Origin of the sequence: Mesobacillus boroniphilus JCM 21738 (genome assembly GCF_000517385.1) — a bacterium.
GTDB lineage: Bacteria > Bacillota > Bacilli > Bacillales > Cytobacillaceae > Mesobacillus > Mesobacillus boroniphilus.
In genome coordinates, this window is the sequence record NZ_BAUW01000026.1 from 1 (window position 1) to 17,389 (window position 17,389).

Annotated in this window: 18 protein-coding genes and 1 pseudogene; 18 read left to right on the forward strand and 1 reads right to left on the reverse strand. The window is 39.6% G+C overall.

The window, feature by feature from the left end; all coding sequences use genetic code 11:
• Window positions 1–87 precede the first annotated feature (87 nt).
• From JCM21738_RS27290 to JCM21738_RS27300, 3 genes are read left to right on the forward strand one after another with little or no spacing between them, the layout of a single operon-like run.
• Window positions 88–243: a hypothetical protein gene (locus JCM21738_RS27290; RefSeq protein ID WP_369385700.1), complete on the forward strand. Its 156-nt coding sequence runs from the start codon at window positions 88–90 to the stop codon at window positions 241–243.
• 55 nt (window positions 244–298) lie between these two features.
• A complete protein-coding gene (locus tag JCM21738_RS27295) occupies window positions 299–1,948 on the forward strand; it encodes a helicase-related protein (RefSeq protein WP_369385701.1) in 1,650 nt (549 codons plus the stop codon).
• Window positions 1,891–2,661, forward strand: a complete 771-nt coding sequence (locus JCM21738_RS27300) for a hypothetical protein (RefSeq protein ID WP_369385702.1) — start codon at window positions 1,891–1,893, stop codon at window positions 2,659–2,661. The genes JCM21738_RS27295 and JCM21738_RS27300 overlap by 58 nt, the downstream gene beginning before the upstream one ends.
• Window positions 2,662–2,733: 72 nt before the next feature.
• Here JCM21738_RS27300 and JCM21738_RS09480 read toward each other — a convergent pair whose 3' ends face one another.
• Entirely contained in the window at window positions 2,734–2,985 is a 252-nt protein-coding gene (locus JCM21738_RS09480; protein WP_023614002.1) for a hypothetical protein, read from the reverse strand.
• A gap of 122 nt (window positions 2,986–3,107) precedes the next feature.
• Here JCM21738_RS09480 and JCM21738_RS25685 point away from each other — a divergent pair, with 122 nt between their 5' ends.
• The 15 genes and pseudogenes from JCM21738_RS25685 to JCM21738_RS25690 all read left to right on the forward strand — a co-directional run bounded on the left by JCM21738_RS25685 (window position 3,108) and on the right by JCM21738_RS25690 (window position 17,356).
• Window positions 3,108–3,470 carry a LysM peptidoglycan-binding domain-containing protein gene (locus tag JCM21738_RS25685; protein WP_243462969.1) on the forward strand — a complete coding sequence of 121 codons (363 nt, stop codon included), beginning with the start codon at window positions 3,108–3,110 and terminating at the stop codon, window positions 3,468–3,470.
• Window positions 3,471–3,484: 14 nt separating this feature from the next.
• Window positions 3,485–4,372 carry a glycosyl hydrolase family 18 protein gene (locus JCM21738_RS09485; protein WP_243462970.1) on the forward strand — a complete coding sequence of 296 codons (888 nt, stop codon included), beginning with the start codon at window positions 3,485–3,487 and terminating at the stop codon, window positions 4,370–4,372.
• A gap of 159 nt (window positions 4,373–4,531) precedes the next feature.
• The gene (locus tag JCM21738_RS09490; protein WP_023614004.1) at window positions 4,532–4,915 is read left to right on the forward strand and encodes a phasin family protein; all 384 of its coding nucleotides are present in this window, start codon (window positions 4,532–4,534) and stop codon (window positions 4,913–4,915) included.
• A 14-nt stretch (window positions 4,916–4,929) separates the two neighbouring features.
• Window positions 4,930–6,606: an ABC1 kinase family protein gene (locus tag JCM21738_RS09495; RefSeq protein WP_023614005.1), complete on the forward strand. Its 1,677-nt coding sequence runs from the start codon at window positions 4,930–4,932 to the stop codon at window positions 6,604–6,606.
• A 183-nt stretch (window positions 6,607–6,789) separates the two neighbouring features.
• A complete protein-coding gene (locus JCM21738_RS09500) occupies window positions 6,790–7,398 on the forward strand; it encodes a hypothetical protein (protein WP_023614006.1) in 609 nt (202 codons plus the stop codon).
• 703 nt (window positions 7,399–8,101) lie between these two features.
• Window positions 8,102–8,239, forward strand: coding sequence for a hypothetical protein (locus tag JCM21738_RS24750; RefSeq protein ID WP_023614008.1), 138 nt, complete (start codon window positions 8,102–8,104; stop codon window positions 8,237–8,239).
• 134 nt (window positions 8,240–8,373) lie between these two features.
• The gene (locus tag JCM21738_RS09510) at window positions 8,374–8,838 is read left to right on the forward strand and encodes an STAS domain-containing protein (protein ID WP_023614009.1); all 465 of its coding nucleotides are present in this window, start codon (window positions 8,374–8,376) and stop codon (window positions 8,836–8,838) included.
• A gap of 128 nt (window positions 8,839–8,966) precedes the next feature.
• The gene (gene ltaE, locus JCM21738_RS09515) at window positions 8,967–9,992 is read left to right on the forward strand and encodes a low-specificity L-threonine aldolase (protein WP_023614010.1); all 1,026 of its coding nucleotides are present in this window, start codon (window positions 8,967–8,969) and stop codon (window positions 9,990–9,992) included.
• A 227-nt stretch (window positions 9,993–10,219) separates the two neighbouring features.
• The gene (locus JCM21738_RS23850) at window positions 10,220–10,405 is read left to right on the forward strand and encodes a hypothetical protein (RefSeq protein WP_023614011.1); all 186 of its coding nucleotides are present in this window, start codon (window positions 10,220–10,222) and stop codon (window positions 10,403–10,405) included.
• 17 nt (window positions 10,406–10,422) lie between these two features.
• Entirely contained in the window at window positions 10,423–10,686 is a 264-nt protein-coding gene (locus JCM21738_RS09520) for an STAS domain-containing protein (RefSeq protein ID WP_148296085.1), read from the forward strand.
• Between the two features lie 463 nt (window positions 10,687–11,149).
• The gene (locus JCM21738_RS09525) at window positions 11,150–12,430 is read left to right on the forward strand and encodes a S8 family peptidase (protein WP_023614013.1); all 1,281 of its coding nucleotides are present in this window, start codon (window positions 11,150–11,152) and stop codon (window positions 12,428–12,430) included.
• Window positions 12,431–12,611: 181 nt separating this feature from the next.
• Window positions 12,612–13,832: a helix-turn-helix domain-containing protein gene (locus JCM21738_RS09530; RefSeq protein WP_023614014.1), complete on the forward strand. Its 1,221-nt coding sequence runs from the start codon at window positions 12,612–12,614 to the stop codon at window positions 13,830–13,832.
• A gap of 334 nt (window positions 13,833–14,166) precedes the next feature.
• On the forward strand, window positions 14,167–14,295 hold the full coding sequence (locus tag JCM21738_RS26720) for a hypothetical protein (protein WP_023614016.1): 129 nt from the start codon (window positions 14,167–14,169) through the stop codon (window positions 14,293–14,295).
• Between the two features lie 112 nt (window positions 14,296–14,407).
• Window positions 14,408–16,692, forward strand: a pseudogene (locus tag JCM21738_RS09535) (ATP-dependent DNA helicase).
• Window positions 16,693–16,816: 124 nt separating this feature from the next.
• Window positions 16,817–17,356, forward strand: a complete 540-nt coding sequence (locus JCM21738_RS25690) for a hypothetical protein (protein WP_232215858.1) — start codon at window positions 16,817–16,819, stop codon at window positions 17,354–17,356.
• The last annotated feature ends 33 nt before the right edge of the window (window positions 17,357–17,389 follow it).

Below are 17,389 nucleotides of genomic sequence, written 5' to 3' on the forward strand. Positions count from 1 at the left end.
CTTGCGCTTTTTGTTCAGGTTCTTTTTGTAACTTTAGCAGCTTTCAGTTTTTAAACTCATATTTTACAGATTTTAAGGGGTTCAGATATGAAACAAATTGAATTGATCCATCAGCAGGCAGTGGAGAACACAAAAACAAAGATAATGGATGATATCGAGACTTTTCTTGGTGAACTGGAAACTCTTCCGGAATTCAAGGAGTACCTGGATAAAAGAAGCATTTATATCAGCAGATCTGGCTGAATGTGTGGCTGACCAAGTCTACAAATGATTTCTCAAAACGTGATAAAAAGCTTTTTTGAGTGAGCGGGGATATGTTGTAGAAGGTGTCGACCGGAAGTTAATCAATAAGCTTTTCAGGAATGAAATGAGAGACTATAAACCCTTTAATACAAGGGAATGGATCAAGTCTGAAATCGTTGAGTACAACTGGGAAGAACATTATAACCGTGCGAGAAAGAAGTTCCTCAAAAAAGCTGAGGAAGACAAGCTCCTTGAGAAAAAGGCAGGCATAAAAGAGAAAATTTACCAGGTTGGCCACTCTGTTTTAAGTGACTTCCAGGAGTCTGCATATCTAAGAATCCGGCATGAGATGGCAAAGGAATTAAAGAAAATTTTAAATGAAAATCAGAAATACAAGGATATCGACACATACATGCTGGAGGAAAGATTGACCGTTATTGGCTCTTTCAACCCTGATGATTACAGGACCATGGCTGACTTTTTTGATGAATTGACGGGACAGATCCATCAAACCGCTAGCTGGGGGCGTTTTTATTTTGAATATGAAACCTACCAGTATTATTTTGAGAACAGTGTTTTAAAGTATTTTACAGTGATAGCAGCTGAAGAGGTAATGAATCATCTTGACCAGCATATTCTCAGCGAATATGAGGAAGTATTCGCGGACAAGCTTTCAGTCGCCGAGATAAAAAGAATTATTAACGACTTGGCTGATGTTTATTTAGATGGTTTTCTTTTCAAGCTTCAGGAAGAGTATGTAACAGACTTATTAGCTCTAGCTGAATTAGAGTTTGAAGAACGGGCGCATCATAAGATCTATGAAAAAGACCTTGCAGAGAGGGAGCGCAGAAAGGCAGAAGAGCTGGCCGAGCTTGAAAGGAAAAGGGAAGAAGAAGCTCGCATGCTTGAGGACATTTTCGGAAGAGAATACAATCCTTCACTGAGAAGAAATGTTAGATATATTCTGCACATCGGTGAAACTAATACAGGAAAAACTCACCACGCTCTCGAAAGAATGAAGGAAGCTAGAACTGGTTTGTATTTGGCTCCCCTTCGCCTGTTGGCTCTTGAGGTTTATGAAAAGCTCAATGCTGAGGGCGTTCCTTGCTCGCTTAAAACAGGCGAGGAAGAAAAGCCTGTGGAAGGAGCAAACCATATTTCCTGTACAGTAGAAATGTTTCACGAAAAAGAATTTTATGAAGTAGTCGTCATAGATGAATCACAGATGATCGCTGATAAGGATAGAGGGTTCTCCTGGTTTAAAGCTATTACAAAAGCAAATGCAGAGGAAGTCCACATCATCGGGAGCAAGAATATCAAGGAAATGATGATGGGCCTGCTGGATGATGGGGTGGCGGAAATATATGAATATACTCGTGATATTCCTCTTCAGGTAGAGAATAAAGAATTCAGCCTGAAGGATACCAAGAAAGGCGATGCACTTGTTTGCTTCTCAAGAAAACAAGTGCTTGAGAATGCATCGAAACTGCAGAATAACGGTCGCCAGGTAAGCGTGATTTATGGAAGCATGCCGCCAGAAACGAGGAAAAAGCAAATCGACCGATTCATCAAAGGAGAAACAAGTGTGGTAGTGGCGACCGACGCTATTGGCATGGGGTTGAATTTGCCAATCAGGAGAATTGTTTTTTGGAAAATGAAAAATTTGATGGTACGAGGAGAAGAAGGCTTACTTCTCAGGAGATAAAGCAAATTGCGGGGCGTGCCGGCAGAAAAGGAATTTACAATGTCGGCCGTGTAGCGTTCACATCAGATATCAGCTTGATGACAAAGCTTCTTGAGAAAGAGGACAAACCTGTAGAGACGTTTTCCATTGCTCCGACATCTGGTATTTTTGAAAGGTTCCAAAATTACCACCGTTCACTTGCTGTTTTCTTTGAATTATGGGATAAGTTCGAAAGCCCTAAAGGGACGAACAAAGCTTCACTGTCTGAAGAAAGAGAGCTTTATGAGTACATCAGGGATACTGAAATTGAAGCAAGACTCCCAATGATGGAGCTGTATGGATTTCTTCATCTTCCTTTCTCATCAAGAGAACCTGCCCTTATTGAACAATGGCTTGAAACAATCAGAGCAATTGTCGCAGATGCAGAGCTTCCGGAGCCGCCAGTCAAAACTGCCTCCCTGGAGGAACTGGAGCTTTCCTATAAAGCAATCGGTCTGCATTTGTTGTTTTTATATAAGCTTGGAAGAAAAACTGAGGCTGTTTACTGGGAAAGAGTTCGTACAGGCTTAAGCGACGATGTTCACGAATTTTTAAAGTCAGAAGTGAAAAATTATAAAAAGAAGTGCAGGCATTGCGGAAAAGGGATCCATGTTGAATCCCCTTACCAGATTTGTGATTCCTGCTATTCAGCCAGAAACAGAAAAAAGGTGGACAACAGAGACCATTGGAGGTAATCCACTGTAAGCAGGGCTTTCATTTGGAAGCTCTGCTTTCTTTTAATTTTATATGAAAGTATTATACTTCGATTAGTGTCCAGCTCCAGCGCCTAGCCAGTTTTCATCCCAGAGATTGCTTCTCCGAGTATCTTGCGAGAAGCGGTAGCTTTGAGCAGCTCGAGTCGTTTGTCCAGTGTCGCCTCCTAGAAACTCCGAAACTTCAACTCCGCCGGCAGAAGCAAAAAACGCTTCTTTGTCGGAGTGTCCAGTTTCTGCGTTTCTGGACAGTCGGCTATACTTTTCTATTTCGGTCCTGCCAATGAAGTCAAAGAACGACTTCACTGGTCAGCCCTCCAGCGCTTATCTGGGCTGACCAAGGGGCTTGCGCTTTTCTTACGACAGAAGTATATAACAGCTCAATCCCCATATGATTATAGAAGGAAAAAATAAAAAGGTGTGATCAGATGGCTGTCCACGTAGTTAGGTCAGGAGAGAACCTTTGGTCAATCGCCAAAACATATGGTGTATCGATCAAAAGTATTGTCGATGTCAACGGACTTCCTTCCACTAGCTTAATCATTCCCGGGCTGGCACTCTATATTCCAGATCAACAGCCAATTATTCGCTATTATCAAATCAAGGCTGGCGATACATTATGGAGGCTTGCTTTACAGTTCAGGACGAGTGTCAGCAGCATTGTCAGTGCAAATCCGGGACTGGATCCCAACAGATTGTATATTGGCCAGAATATAAATATTCCTTCACCTGTTAAGCACAGTTTTCCACACTTGGATTCATCGTACCTGGCGCCTCTCAAACCTTTCTAACTGATTTCGAAAGAATGGCCACCAATCTTACATTCGTTGCTGTTGCGGCCTTTACCTTTACAGCAGAAGGATATGCCTATGTGGCAGGCAATGATGTCCCTATTGTTCGTAAAAGCAAAGAATTGAATGTCATCCCATTATTAATGATCCAAAACACCACGGCAACCGGATTCAGCAAAGAACTGGCAGGCAATGTACTGTCTTCGCCGACTTACCGAAGGAACCTTGTTGCCAGTCTCGTGAATTTAGCAAATCAAATAGGCTATGGCGGCATAAGTGTCGACCTGGAATTTATTCCGCCGCCGCAGAGGGAAGATTTCAATGCTTTCCTCCGTGAACTGAAGGAGGCGATGGGAAACCTAATTTTACATGTAAATGTTCATGCAAAGACAGAAGATATCCCGACAAATCCAATAATCGGAGCGTATGATTATAAAACAATAGGGGAGATTGCTGACATTGTTGCCGTTATGACCATTGATTACGGATACCCCGGGGGTCCACCTGATCCTGTTGCTCCTTTATGGTGGATTGCACTCGTTGTCAGGTATTCAATTACCTTGATTCCCCGTGAGAAATTGCAAATCGGTCTCCCGCTTTACGGGCACGATAAAGTCGTCTCGACCAATCAATATCGGGCACTCTCCGTGCTGGACGCACAAAATCTTGCTATTTCTACTGGTGCGGTCATCCAATATGATACCGCAGCCAGGTCACCGTGGTTCAGGTATTGGAAAGGCACCGAAGAACATATCGTATGGTTTGAGGACATTCGAAGCTATATTGAAAAGTACAGATTGATCGATTTATATCAGCTTTATGGCGCAACCTATTGGCAGCTTAGTTTGAAAGCACCGCAAAACTGGGCTTACTTGGATAAAGTGGATGTTATCAAACTATGAATTTATTCATTAATTGCCCACCTTTGTATTTATTTTGAAAGTTAATGTTATAAGCATCTGTTTTCTAATAGGAACAGGTGCTTTTTTTATTTAATAAGGTGATTGTTCGTTATTTTGGGGTATTAATAAGTAAATTAATTTATAAGAGGAGGATCATAGATGAATAATTTTCTGAAGAGCGGCTTTCTGCTTGGACTGGGAGCAGCGGTTGCCGGTAAGGAAAAAGCAGATGAAACCATTAAGAAGCTGGTTGAAAAAGGGAATATGACCCAGGCTGAAGCAGACACCATCTTTGATGATTTTTTCAAAAAGGGAGAATCGAAGAGCGGGGAATGGAATAAAGAATTCAAGGAGATGGCTAGAAGCCAGCTGACTGAGCTTGGTTTTGTAACAAGGGAAGAATTAGACACTGTGCAGGCGCAGCTTGTTTTACTGCAGGATGAAATCTCACAACTGCGAAACAGTGGATTAAATAAAGAGATCGACCAGGTGGAAAACGGAATGGAGAATATTCTGCCTGGATTTTCAAAAGACATTGATTAGCAGCGGGTGATGGAATGTTGACGGGTCGATTGAGACGTTTAAATAGATATAGAGAAATAGCTTCATCATTTGTGAAATATGGATTTGGATATGTGCTGGAAGAGGTGGGGCTGTTCCATGTCCTGTCATTGAAGGACCGGATCGCTACAGACGTGAAAAATGGAAATGCAAAGGAAACTGGTTACCGTATAAGGTGCATGTTGGAGGAATTGGGGCCCGCTTTTATAAAGCTCGGCCAGCTCTTCAGCATCAGGAGTGATATGCTACCTGAAGAAATTGTTAAAGAACTGGAACTGCTTCAGGACCAGGTTCCCCCAGTTCCTGTTGCTGAAATAAAGAACAAGCTTCACCACGAATTTGGCAGGCCTGTTGAGGAAGTATTCACTTATTTTAATGAGGATTATGTAGCAGCAGCGTCGATTGGACAGGTTCATGAAGCAGTACTGTCAACAGGGGAGACAGTCATGGTGAAGGTCCAGCGACCGGGAATTAAGCAGACAGTCTTTACTGACCTTGATATTTTAAGGGATATTGCGAGATTGATTGAGCAGCGATATGACTGGGCTCGGTATTACAATATCACTGACATGGTTGAAGAGCTGTCTGAATCAATCCGCAGGGAGCTGGATTACACAGAGGAAGCCCGGAATACGGATATGGTCCAAATGCAGTTTGAAGATTTTGAATCTATAAAAGTGCCGGTTATCTTTCCTGAATACTCAACTCCACAGATTCTCACCATGGAAAAGGTTCAAGGTATCAAGCTCAACGAACTGAAGACTATTGTCATTGAAAATAAGGAAAAACAAAGGATAGCGGATCTATTGGTAAGTGCATTCATAACCCAAATTTTAAAAGAAGGTTTTTTTCACGGTGACCCGCATCCTGGCAATATTCTTTATAATACAGAAACTCAACAGCTGATTTTCATAGACTTCGGGCAGGTAGGTCGTCTGTCAGCAAGCTTGAGATATGATTCTGCATCAATGATGATGGGAATCATGCAGGAAGACACCCATCAGATTGTCAGGTCTATTTTCAGGATGGCCTATGTGCCTTCTGATATTGATGAACAGCATTTTTATGACCGAGTAGATGGAATCAGGAAAACGGTTGAAAGGTCGTCGAAAGAAGGACTAAGTTTAGGTTTGACGGTCAAGGAGTTATTTGCTGCGGCACAGGAACATCGGATTATACTGCCTAAGGAAATGACAATGATGGGGAAAGCGCTAATCACGATTGAAGGTATCATTTCTGAGATCGACCCAGGCCTTGATATGATTGAGTTAGCTAAACCTTATGGAGAACAGATCATGAGGGAGAGGTACGATCCGATTAAAATGGGCAAAAGTCTTTGGAATAAAGCTGAGGACTTATCAGATACGTTCACCAATATTCCGAATCAGGTTGAAAATGTTTTGGATCAAGCTTCCAAAGGTGATTTGAAATTTGAAATCAGTTTATCGGAAATCAATCGGATCCTGCATAAATTCGACCGGATCAGCAACCAGGTTTCTTTCAGCTTGACACTGCTGGCCTTCAGTATTGTTGTTCTAGGTCTGATTGTTGGAGCAACATTTGGCAATAATACTATACTGACAAGCGTACCGGCAATCGAAGTAGGGTTCATCATTGCTTTCGGAATGTTTTTATGGATTATTTATTCTATATTAAAGTCGGGAAGGTTCTAATCGATAAAGGTACGTTTATTCATGAACAGCCTTATTCAGTTTTAAAAAAATATAAGATAAGCACTAATTTCGTTAAAGACTACAAAAAAATGTGGTCTTTTTTCTGATTGTAGAAGGGAAATTTTTACTGGAGGTTGAATATATACTATATAAATATAGAGAATAGAAAAGGGGAACAAGATTTTGAGTGCACATAATGCTGACCGTGCCGGGAGTTTGCTGATAACAGTAGCTGTTATCCTGCTCTTTGCATCTGTACCAATTGGGATTTTTATCGTATCTTTTATTCATAATTCCGTTTACCTTGACCGTTCGCACTGGTTTTTTGACAGCCCGATGTCATCTTATATAACGATGGTCGCCGTGTTTTTGATTATACCCGTGTTACTGATTATCATGGCTATTTATCTTTTCAAAACTGATGAATCCAAAAAGAGAACTTTCAATGTTTTTATTGCCTCCGCTTTTACTCTGGTAATCATGGCTGCAGGCGGTTATTTGAGTATTGATAATTATTATTATATGGACAAGAATGGCTTATATTATGATGAGCTCTGGAAATTAGAACAAACCGAATATTCTTGGGATGACATTACGGAGATGAAACAAATCAACAAAAAAGAGGGTGGTACGCTAACACCTGATAAAGTGATTTTCACTTATGAGGATAAAAAAATCGAATTGCCTTTGACTCCTAAACTTAGAAACGAAATTGACCCTGTAATCAATTATATCGAGAATGCACAAGGGGTCGAACTGGTCATGGAGAATATCACTACAGATGAAGAATAGACGAATAAACCCTTTCATCAATTTGTTGGAAGGGCATTTTGATATTCAATCATTTAGCCGAACGGAAATGAGCAATATTTACCTTTTTGACTTTTGAAAAAAATACTGAAAGCCGTACGCGAAAATAGCAAATGAATAAATGATACTGAAAAAATGAATTGGTTTCAGTTTCTCTAATTGATATATGCCTATTTTCTTAAAAAGCTTTGTGATGGGAAATGCTAATAAATAGTCTATCACAAGATTAATTCCTAAGTACTGCCAAAGGCTACCGTATGCCAGGCGGAACACCCAGAGGTTAGTAACAAAAAAGGGGCCAAGAGTAAAACTAAGATCATTGAAAAGTCGGGTACCGATATCTCCGGGGACTTTCCATAGTTTATATGGGTGTGATAATACCAATAGAATTGAAACTAAAGCTGTAACAAATATCGTGACAGGAAGAAACCGCTTTATTGCACGTTTAGGGTATAACAATAATGTTGACCAAGATATTAACAGCATACCAAGCCTGAATATATTATGTAACATGGTTGCTCCTTTCTTAAATAAAGCTAAACTTTTGATCTGCATTATGCATAGTATCTCCACATATACAAAATATAATAATGCAGTTGTGAAAAAGTTATTGTTGTTGTAATCAGTTAAATATGATAAATTAGACCACACACATGACTTTTGTCCTGTTAAGGAGAATTTTGCCATGATTAATGAAGAGGAAAAGTTAATCTTTTTAAAAGAACTCGGACGTTTGATTGATGATTACAAAAGATGTTGTGATGATGAATATCAAGAGCAGATTTATGAAGATATCATGCATTTAATTAATGTTATAAACTGAGGATCAATATGGTCACCTTTAACTTGCTGCTTCGCTAATAGAAGCAGTTTTTTCTATACAAAAAAATCCTGAAAGGGTATCATTGTAAAAGCAGGGAGAAGAATTCTACGTCACCGGGGGGGGGGGTTCGGATTTTGGAAACACATAGAATCGAGGAGCTAGAGAGAAAAATTCAGGAATATGAGACGATTATTTCGGAAATGTCTGCGCCAATCATACCTTCTATTGTTCCTCAGACTATACTGATACCTATTACAGGGTTAATTCGAGCAGAGCGTTTTGATAAAATACGTGGAAATGTTCTTAACTTTATCCATAATAAAGACATAGAAACGGCAATTATAGACTTAACTGATATAAGTGGAGAAAGAATTGAAGATGTGTGCCTTGAAGAAATAGGCAGGGAGCTTCATGAATTGGCTTCTTCTATCTCATTGATGGGCGTCAAAGCGTTATTTGTAGGAATGAATCCAGAGTTGGTCAAGCGGATGGTCCTTGATGGAATAAAATTAGAATCGCAATCATTTTCAACTTTTCAAGCAGCCTTAAAGTATTTGATGAAGCAAAAGGGCCTGGAATTCAGAAAAATCTCTGAATAAAAATAACCCGCCAGATTTTACTGGCGGGTTATTTCACGGAATATCAAGCAGAAACTGTTAGTTTTTTGCAGGTTGAGTTGTTAAAATATGAGTAAATCAGAAATTTACATAGGAACGAGGGGAAAGTGATGATTGATTTAAGAAGTGATACTGTAACGAAACCTACTGAGGAAATGCGTAAAGCTATGTACACTGCTGAGGTGGGCGATGATGTCTATAAAGAGGATCCAACAGTCAGGGATTTGGAAGAAACTGCAGCTGAAATATTAGGCAAGGAAGCGGCATTGTTTGTTACAAGTGGTACACAAGGGAATCAAATAGCGGTTCTAACGCATTGTCGACCAGGACAAGAATTGCTATTGGAGGAAGAATCTCATATTTTTTATTATGAATCAGGTGCTGTAGCTGCCCTTGCCGGTGTCCAGACCAGGACCATTCCAGGGTTCAGAGGAGCAATGGAGCCACAGGATGTTTTAAATGCAATACGAACTGAGGATATCCATTACCCTGAAACAGGGCTGATTTGTTTAGAAAATACTCACAACCGCGCTGGAGGAGCAGTCATTCCGGTCGAAAATATGAAATCAATCTATGGTATTGCACAAGCCAATAAAGTGCCTGTTCATCTCGATGGGGCAAGACTGTTCAATGCTGCAGCAGCTGCAGGTGTCGATGTGAAAGAATTCGCTAAATACACAGATACTGTTCAAATATGCCTTTCAAAGGGACTAGGAGCTCCGGTTGGCTCAATCATAGCTGGGAATGCTGAATTTATCACAACAGCACGCAAATGGAGGAAGCGCCTTGGTGGCGGTATGAGACAGGCAGGTGTCATAGCTGCACCAGGAATGATTGCATTGACTAAGATGAAAGATAGACTTGGAGAAGATCAGTGGAATGCGAGGGTTTTGGCTGAAGCAATCGAATCAATCCCTGGAATGAAGCTTGCGAGGCAGCCGGAAACAAATATAGTTGTCGCAGATGTAGAAAGCTTGAACATCACTTCTGACATCTTTGTTGAGAGATTGCGTTCTGAAGGAGTCATCTCCGGTACATTTGGCCCCACTTTTGTTAGGTTCGTAACCCATTATGATGTAACAGAAGATCAAATACAGGAGGCAATCGAAGCAATCGCCAAGGTAGCCAGACAATAAGACGAAAGCTGGATGGGCTCACATCCAGCTTTTTTTATCATCTATACATGGTCCACATACCGTTATTCATAAAACCCAAATTCCTCAGGGTCACCATTCATGAAAAAATTCAATAGAGCTTCCTTTTATAAATATTGAAATACTATTTCTATTGAAAGTCGTCAAATTGATTGGATACTCCTTGAAATGTATAATTGCACTATGTCTTTTAAAGGAAATAGGGTGAAATGAAATATTTACCACAACCTTATTTTTTATTAGATCGTGAGTTTAATATCCTTGGATTTTCCCAAATAAGCTCAGAGATTATTTTAATAGTTGATAAGTTCCCTGACCTTGTGGATTGGGAAAGTCAAGGCAAAATGAAAACAATATTGGGATTAAAAGTCTTTCCTGCCCATTCATTAAGTTAACAAAAAGCTCGGCATTAGTGCTTCTGTTTGGAAATTTGGATGAGGAACTGATCAGCCAAAATAAAAAAAGGGTAATGGAAAAATCCCAGCAAGGGGACTATCTAGAAGTACTGCTCGATTCTAATGGTGTCGGAGATTTAACAAACGAAGGAGTAGAAGCTTTCGTTGCACTTGTTAAGGAACTGCAGTTAATGGGCCTTCAGCGAGTGTTATTGGAATTAAGCCGAATCATGCACTTTATCTTAATAATTCAAAAACAGTTCCGGATGTTCCGTTCCTAATTAGTCTCAGCAAAGCATTTAACAAATCAACAGAATTTACACTTCGATAAATTATCGGAGTGTTTTTTATTTTTGTACCGAGAAATGAGTTGAATTAGGGCTTGTTTTATGGGTCTTTTTTTCTATAAATGCTTTCTAAAGCAAGCGGTTTCCCAATGTGTTTGGATCATGATTTACCAGTTATTTTTTGTCATTTTGTAATAGTATAGCGGATTAAATTTAAATGTATATAAAGAAGAAACATATTGATCAGAAATTAGCTATCATGAAGGAAATGTGTTTTCGAATTGGAAATGCAAATGGTAATGCACTTCCAAATCAGCGCCAATTCTCTGTTTTTGTGTCGCATTTTTCCCAAACAGAATGGCTCTGTTAACAGTTGATATTGGCTGAAAATTTAAAATATACTTATTTTTGCAGCCGGTAAGCTGTAAAATTTTTCGAAGGTGAGAGGAGCAAAAGAATGAAGAAGAAAAAGAGAATACTCGGATCTGCAGTACTTAGTTTGGCAATGGGTGTTTCCATGTTTGCTACAGGGGCTTTTGGTGCCACAACATCAGAAAGCCAGGATACTTATCGAGTTTTGATTCAGGGTCCGAGTGCCGAGAAAGCGAAAGTGCAAGATCAGTATGGAAAGCGTTGGGATTTCGGGAATCAAGGGTTTACTGCTGAAGTTAACGGCAAACAGTACCAGGCTTTGTTGAATAACAAGAACCTTAAGGTATCAAAAGTGGAAAAACACTCAATTGATGCCCGTGTTGAAAGCAATGGAAAAGGAAATGGCAAGGGAGATTACACAATTCAGGCTTCCTACCCATCTGACCAAACACCATGGGGAATCCAGGCAATCTATAACGACAATAACATCCAGTACACAACCGGCGGAGACGGTATCAAGGTTGCTGTCCTTGATACTGGCATTTATCGCAATCACATTGACTTAACTGATAATGTCGAACAATGTAAAGACTTTACACAAAGTTCACCTTTGGTTAACGGAACATGTACCGACCGTCAGGGACACGGAACGCATGTTGCCGGATCAGCTGTCGCCAATGGCGGTTATGACGGAGCAGGTATCTATGGTGTGGCACCACAAGCTGAACTTTGGGGCTATAAAGTTCTAGGCGACAACGGTTCAGGTTACTCAGATGACATCGCGGGTGCAATTCGCCATGCGGCTGATGAGGGAGTTCGTACTGGATCAAAAGTAGTCATCAATATGTCACTTGGATCAAGCGGAAAGGATTCAATGATTGCAAGCGCTGTTGACTATGCATACAGCAAAGGTGCACTGGTAGTGGCAGCAGCTGGGAACAGCGGTCCATATGCAAACACAATTGGCTACCCTGGTGCATTGACAAATGCCATCGCAGTTGCTTCACTTGACAACGCATTCGTTAACGGTACCCATCGAGTATCCAATTTCTCTTCTCGCGGAAACCCTAACACTGACGGCGACTACTTTATCCAGGAAAAAGATGTTGAAGTTTCTGCTCCTGGCGGAGGCATTTACTCAACTGCAGTTGACGGAAACTACACGACAATGAGTGGTACTTCAATGGCAACTCCGCATATTGCAGGTCTCGCAGCGAAGCTTTGGTCTTCTAACAAATACTGGAGCAACTCGCAACTTCGTTCTGAAATCCAAAGACGCGCTAAGCTTTATGACATCAAAGGTGGAACAGGAACAGCAACTGGAGATGATTATGCATCTGGTTTCGGTTTCCCACGCGTAAAATAATATAAGCTGACAACTTTGCCAGCCATCCGGGTTGATTGATCCGGGTGGCTTTATTTAATGATTTGTTGTAATATAAGAAGAAACAATTTATAAAATATAGAATTTTTAGAAAATAGTACTTTTGGTCTGTTTAAAATGTTAGAAAAGATGGTAGATTAAAAGAAAAACGGTAGGTGAACGTATGCAATTCGGACCACTCATAAAATTTTATAGGATCCAGAAAGGCTTAACTCAAAAGGAACTGGCTAATAGCATATGTTCAGTTCCCCATTTAAGCAAAATCGAGAGCAATTCGAAGGAAGCCAATGAAGAAACAATGGGCCTGTTGCTCGAGAGACTCGGCGTCAACCTTTCATCCATCACGGAAAATGAAGGGCAGATTAAGCAGCTTATTAAAGAACTTAATGAAAAAATTGATTTTATCCAAGATGAAGAAGCAGATAAAGCAATGGAAATGCTAATAGAATTTGAAGGAATTATTCCTTTTACTACAAATCTACATACATATGAACTTACCAAATTTAGGTATTTAATTTTCAAACACAAATTCACCGAAGCCCAAGAACAATATGAATTATTAAAGAAACAAAAGAAAATATTTTCCCAACCTCAAATGGCTTTATTTTCCTATCTTCATGCTGTAATGTTATTAAAGAAGAGAATGTATAAGAAAGCAGATGAGATCTTAGACACCATTGGCAGGGGATCAAAGTTCGACATACCCGATGGAGAATTACTATATCATCGTGCTTTGGCTAAAACTTCTCCAGAAGATTTAGGTTATGCCATTTATTATGGGAAGATGGCACTGCAAGAATTTATGGAACACCACAATTTTAAAAGAATCCTACATGTGTTGATGTTGCTTGGAATTAACTATACTAATTCTAAGATTTATGAAGAAGCGCAGGATTGCTATAAAAATCTCATCAGAAACGCAGAGATATTACAGGAAAAAAAATTATTACCCGAAATATATCACAATATGGGTTACCTTCAAAAAAAGCTTAAGAACTATCGAGAAGCCATTTTCTTTTTTGAGAAAAGCCTATCTTTACAAACAAAAGGAACACAACACTATCTCATTACTCTATATTCAATTGGAGAAATCCAATACGAGTTGCAAAATCAAGAAAAAGCAAGGGAATCCTTTGAGGAAGTATACGAATTATCTAAGAATCTAGAAAACCGAAAGTATAGAATGTTAGCAAATTATTATTTAATGACTTTGGACTCTCCAGAAAAATCGTTAGACTACTCAGAAACCAAAGTAATACCATTTCTTGAAGAAATGGATGGTAAAAGTGAAGAATTAATTTGGTTTTACAAAATGCTATCAAATCACTATCGACAGATGGGAAGGTTTGATCAAGCAGTAAAATATATAGAAAAAATCAATTAAGGAGGAAATTCGTATGAAAAAGATTTTAACAGCATTAATGACAAGTGCTATGGCACTAGGAGTATTAGTAGCGGGCATGCCACCAATTTTACCTCCAGCATGAGTAGCTAACAAAAAGGCCTAATTAGGCCTTTTTGTTTTTATAGCAGATTATGATGACAAGAACTTTATAACTTTTTATGATTCCATAAAAAGTGGTCCTTTTCAAATTAACAACAACTTGGGAAAATTTTCATGATGTTAATTTACCCCCAGAACCCTCATATAATAAACGAACTATTTCACGAAGACGGACATACATTCAGTCTAGCTGAAATATATGAGGAGGTTCGGTATGGGAACAATTAGCATGGACATTGACGAGCTATTGGATGAGACAACGGAAATTGCTGAAACGGAACTAAGTTTTACACTGAACCAAATTGAAATTGACCGCTTACTTGAAAATACACGCCATTGGTAAAAGATATTAATCCGTTCCAGGATTTACTGGGGCGGATTTTTATATGATTGGATATAGAGGAACGTATGTACTATAATTAAATTATAATTTAACTAATGGGCCAGGTGAGTGGATGAAGAATCAAATCAAGATACCGGTAAGAACTTTGGCTGAGTATGTACATAGAAGCGGGAGTATCGTATCTGGGTTCAGGACTGCTTCATCTTTTACTGAAGGCTCACGAATCCATCGTGAGGTCCAAAATACATATAACGAACATGATCAAAGTGAAGTTTTTTAAAGACTGAAATAGAGCATGAAGGTCTATGTTTTATTATAGAAGGACGATGTGACGGTGTACTTTCAAATGACGGACGTACTACCATTGATGAAATAAAATCAACCTCGTTAAGCCTTGACCTTATCGATGAGGATACTAATCCTGCTCACTGGGCCCAGGCAGAATGCTATGGCTATATGTATCTGCAGGAACATGAACTTGATTGTATCGATATCCAGCTTACATATGTACAGAAATCCTCTGGCGAAAAGAAAAGATTCATAAGAACCCGGAACAATAGTGAGCTAAAAGAAGCCATAATGAACATGGTTTCTGTATTTGCTCCTTATGCTAAATTACGTTTAGGGCATGAATTGAAAAGAAACCAGAGCATAAAAGATCTGGAATTCCCTTTTACTCAATACCGAAAGGGGCAGCGGCAGCTTGCTGGTTCAGTGTATAAAACAATCCAGGAAGAAAAGACTATTTTCGCCAGTGCTCCTACAGGAATCGGTAAGACAATATCAACAATTTTTCCGTCCGTCAAAGCAATCGGAAAAAACCACCTGAAAAAGTTTTTTTACTTGACTGCCAAAACAACGACAAGGCAAACAGCAGAGGAAGCTTTCAGTCACCTGTTCCGCAAAGGCCTTCATATGAATGTAGTAACGATAACGGCAAAGGACAAAGTCTGTTTTACTGAACAAGGGATATGCAACAAGGAGCATTGTGAGTTTGCAAATGGCTATTATGACAGAATAAACGAAGCAATACTCGATATTCTGCATAATGAAAACTCTTTAGACAGGCTTTGTATTGAAAAATACGCCGTCAAGCATAGAGTCTGCCCATTCGAATTTTCTCTGGACCTTGCATATGCGGCTGATACAGTCATTTGTGATTATAATTATATCTTTGACCCGAAAGTATCTTTAAAACGTTTATTTGATGATCACAAGAAGGAAACTGTGCTTCTTGTCGATGAGGCCCACAACCTGGTTGACAGAGGCAGGGATATGTTTTCCTCAACTTTGGATAAGGCGCCGTTTTTGCAGCTTAAAAGGGAGTTCAAAGGGAGAAACGAAAATATCCATGGAAATTGCAAGCAGTTAAACGATTTCTTTATTAGAATAAGAAAGCAGGCTGAACCGTCTAAAACGGTTGAGTTCAAGGAATCACTTTCGGAGTTTAATCAGTTAGTGTTGGAATTCATTGACCATGCTGAAAAAGAATTGCTAAGAGAGAGTCCACGGGATTCGGAGCTTTTGCTTGAAACCTATTTCGCGGCGCAGAACTGGCAAAGAATCAGCAAGCTATTTGACGAAAGGTTCATTTTATATGCAGAGGTTCAAAGGAATGAAGTTAAATTAAAGCAATTTTGCCTTGATCCCTCATATCTCATCAAAAATGCAGGTAAAAACTTTAAGTCCCGTGTCTACTTTTCGGCGACTTTGAGTCCAATTGGTTATTACATGGATATGTTGGGTGGAGACGAAGATGATTATGTTCTCCGTATTCCTTCCCCGTTTTCAAGTGATCAATCCAATGTAATTATTCAGCCCTTATCGACAAGATACAAAGATAGAGAAAACTCGATTAAGCCAATAGTCAAAACACTGTCTGAGACAATTCAGACTAACCCAGGAAACTATTTAATCTTCTTTCCATCCTACCAATATCTTAATTCGGTATTGGAAGAATGGAATCTTGGCAATCACGGCATTCCTACAATTGTACAGGGTACAGGAATGACAGATGCCGAACGTGAAACATTCCTGGACTCCTTTAAAGCAGATGGATCAGGTTCATTAGTAGGGTTTGCCGTCCTCGGAGGTGTATTTTCAGAAGGAGTAGATTTAAAGGGTGACCGACTGAATGGAGTAATTGTCGTGGGTGTAGGTCTTCCCCAGATAGGTTTTGAACGCGATCTAATCAAGCACCATTTTTCCTCTACAGGCAAAAATGGCTATGATTACGCCTATGTTTATCCAGGCATGAACAAAGTGCTTCAGGCTGGCGGGAGACTCATACGGTCAGAAGAAGATACAGGCACGATTTTATTAATAGATGATCGATATTTACAGCGCAAATATCAGTCTCTTCTGCCCGATGTATGGAAAAGCTTTACGGTTAAATAGGGTTCCATCCTGCTTATTGCAGGATATTTTTTTGTATAAAAAAAGTTTCTTATTTTCAAAGGAAAATAAAGCCAAACTGGCGAAACTTCCGTCTAATGATTAAGAACGCACACAAGGGGGTCATATGTTGTTGAAATTAATTAAAAAAGCACAGAAGGGAAATGACAAAGCCTCTCTGGAGCTTTTCCAGCAATATGAGCAGGATCTTTACAGAATGGCTTTTATATATGTGAAAAACCAGAATGACGCCTTGGATGTAGTTCAGGAAACTTTTGATGTTACTGACCCTCAAAGGCTTGTTGGATGGGCTGACAATGTGTTCGTTGGAAAAGTAGTTGAGATGTCAGGAACTTCAGATAAATATGGAATGCTAGAAACACAGTTCAAAGTGGAGGTTGCTGAGAATATTAAGGGTGAATTGCAAGGTGAGGTAACAGTCAATCAGCAGGGGGGCTATGAAGGGGAAAGTTTGATACTGGTGGAGAATGACCAGTTGCTTGAAGAAGGAGAAAGCTATTTATTTGTATCCGGGAAGAATGAGGAACAGAACTGGCATACAGTTGTTCCGGTTTACGGAGACATTATGATTGAAAGTGAAGCACATAAAGAAGAAATGCTGAACAAATACAAAAAGGCATATCAGGAAGAAATTCCATATGAATAGTTAAAAGACCAATTGTCATTATTGGTCTTTTTG

Excerpts from the sequence above, each read along its gene's own strand:
- JCM21738_RS27290 (WP_369385700.1), top strand. The coding sequence starts at position 88 with ATGAAACAAATTGAATTGATCCATCAGCAGGCAGTGGAGAACACAAAA.
- JCM21738_RS25685 (WP_243462969.1), top strand. The coding sequence starts at position 3,108 with ATGGCTGTCCACGTAGTTAGGTCAGGAGAGAACCTTTGGTCAATCGCC.
- JCM21738_RS09485 (WP_243462970.1), top strand. The coding sequence starts at position 3,485 with ATGGCCACCAATCTTACATTCGTTGCTGTTGCGGCCTTTACCTTTACA.
- JCM21738_RS09490 (WP_023614004.1), top strand. The coding sequence starts at position 4,532 with ATGAATAATTTTCTGAAGAGCGGCTTTCTGCTTGGACTGGGAGCAGCG.
- JCM21738_RS09495 (WP_023614005.1), top strand. The coding sequence starts at position 4,930 with ATGTTGACGGGTCGATTGAGACGTTTAAATAGATATAGAGAAATAGCT.
- JCM21738_RS24750 (WP_023614008.1), top strand. The coding sequence starts at position 8,102 with ATGATTAATGAAGAGGAAAAGTTAATCTTTTTAAAAGAACTCGGACGT.
- ltaE (WP_023614010.1), top strand. The coding sequence starts at position 8,967 with ATGATTGATTTAAGAAGTGATACTGTAACGAAACCTACTGAGGAAATG.
- JCM21738_RS23850 (WP_023614011.1), top strand. The coding sequence starts at position 10,220 with ATGAAATATTTACCACAACCTTATTTTTTATTAGATCGTGAGTTTAAT.
- JCM21738_RS09525 (WP_023614013.1), top strand. The coding sequence starts at position 11,150 with ATGAAGAAGAAAAAGAGAATACTCGGATCTGCAGTACTTAGTTTGGCA.
- JCM21738_RS09530 (WP_023614014.1), top strand. The coding sequence starts at position 12,612 with ATGCAATTCGGACCACTCATAAAATTTTATAGGATCCAGAAAGGCTTA.
- JCM21738_RS26720 (WP_023614016.1), top strand. The coding sequence starts at position 14,167 with ATGGGAACAATTAGCATGGACATTGACGAGCTATTGGATGAGACAACG.
- JCM21738_RS25690 (WP_232215858.1), top strand. The coding sequence starts at position 16,817 with ATGTTGTTGAAATTAATTAAAAAAGCACAGAAGGGAAATGACAAAGCC.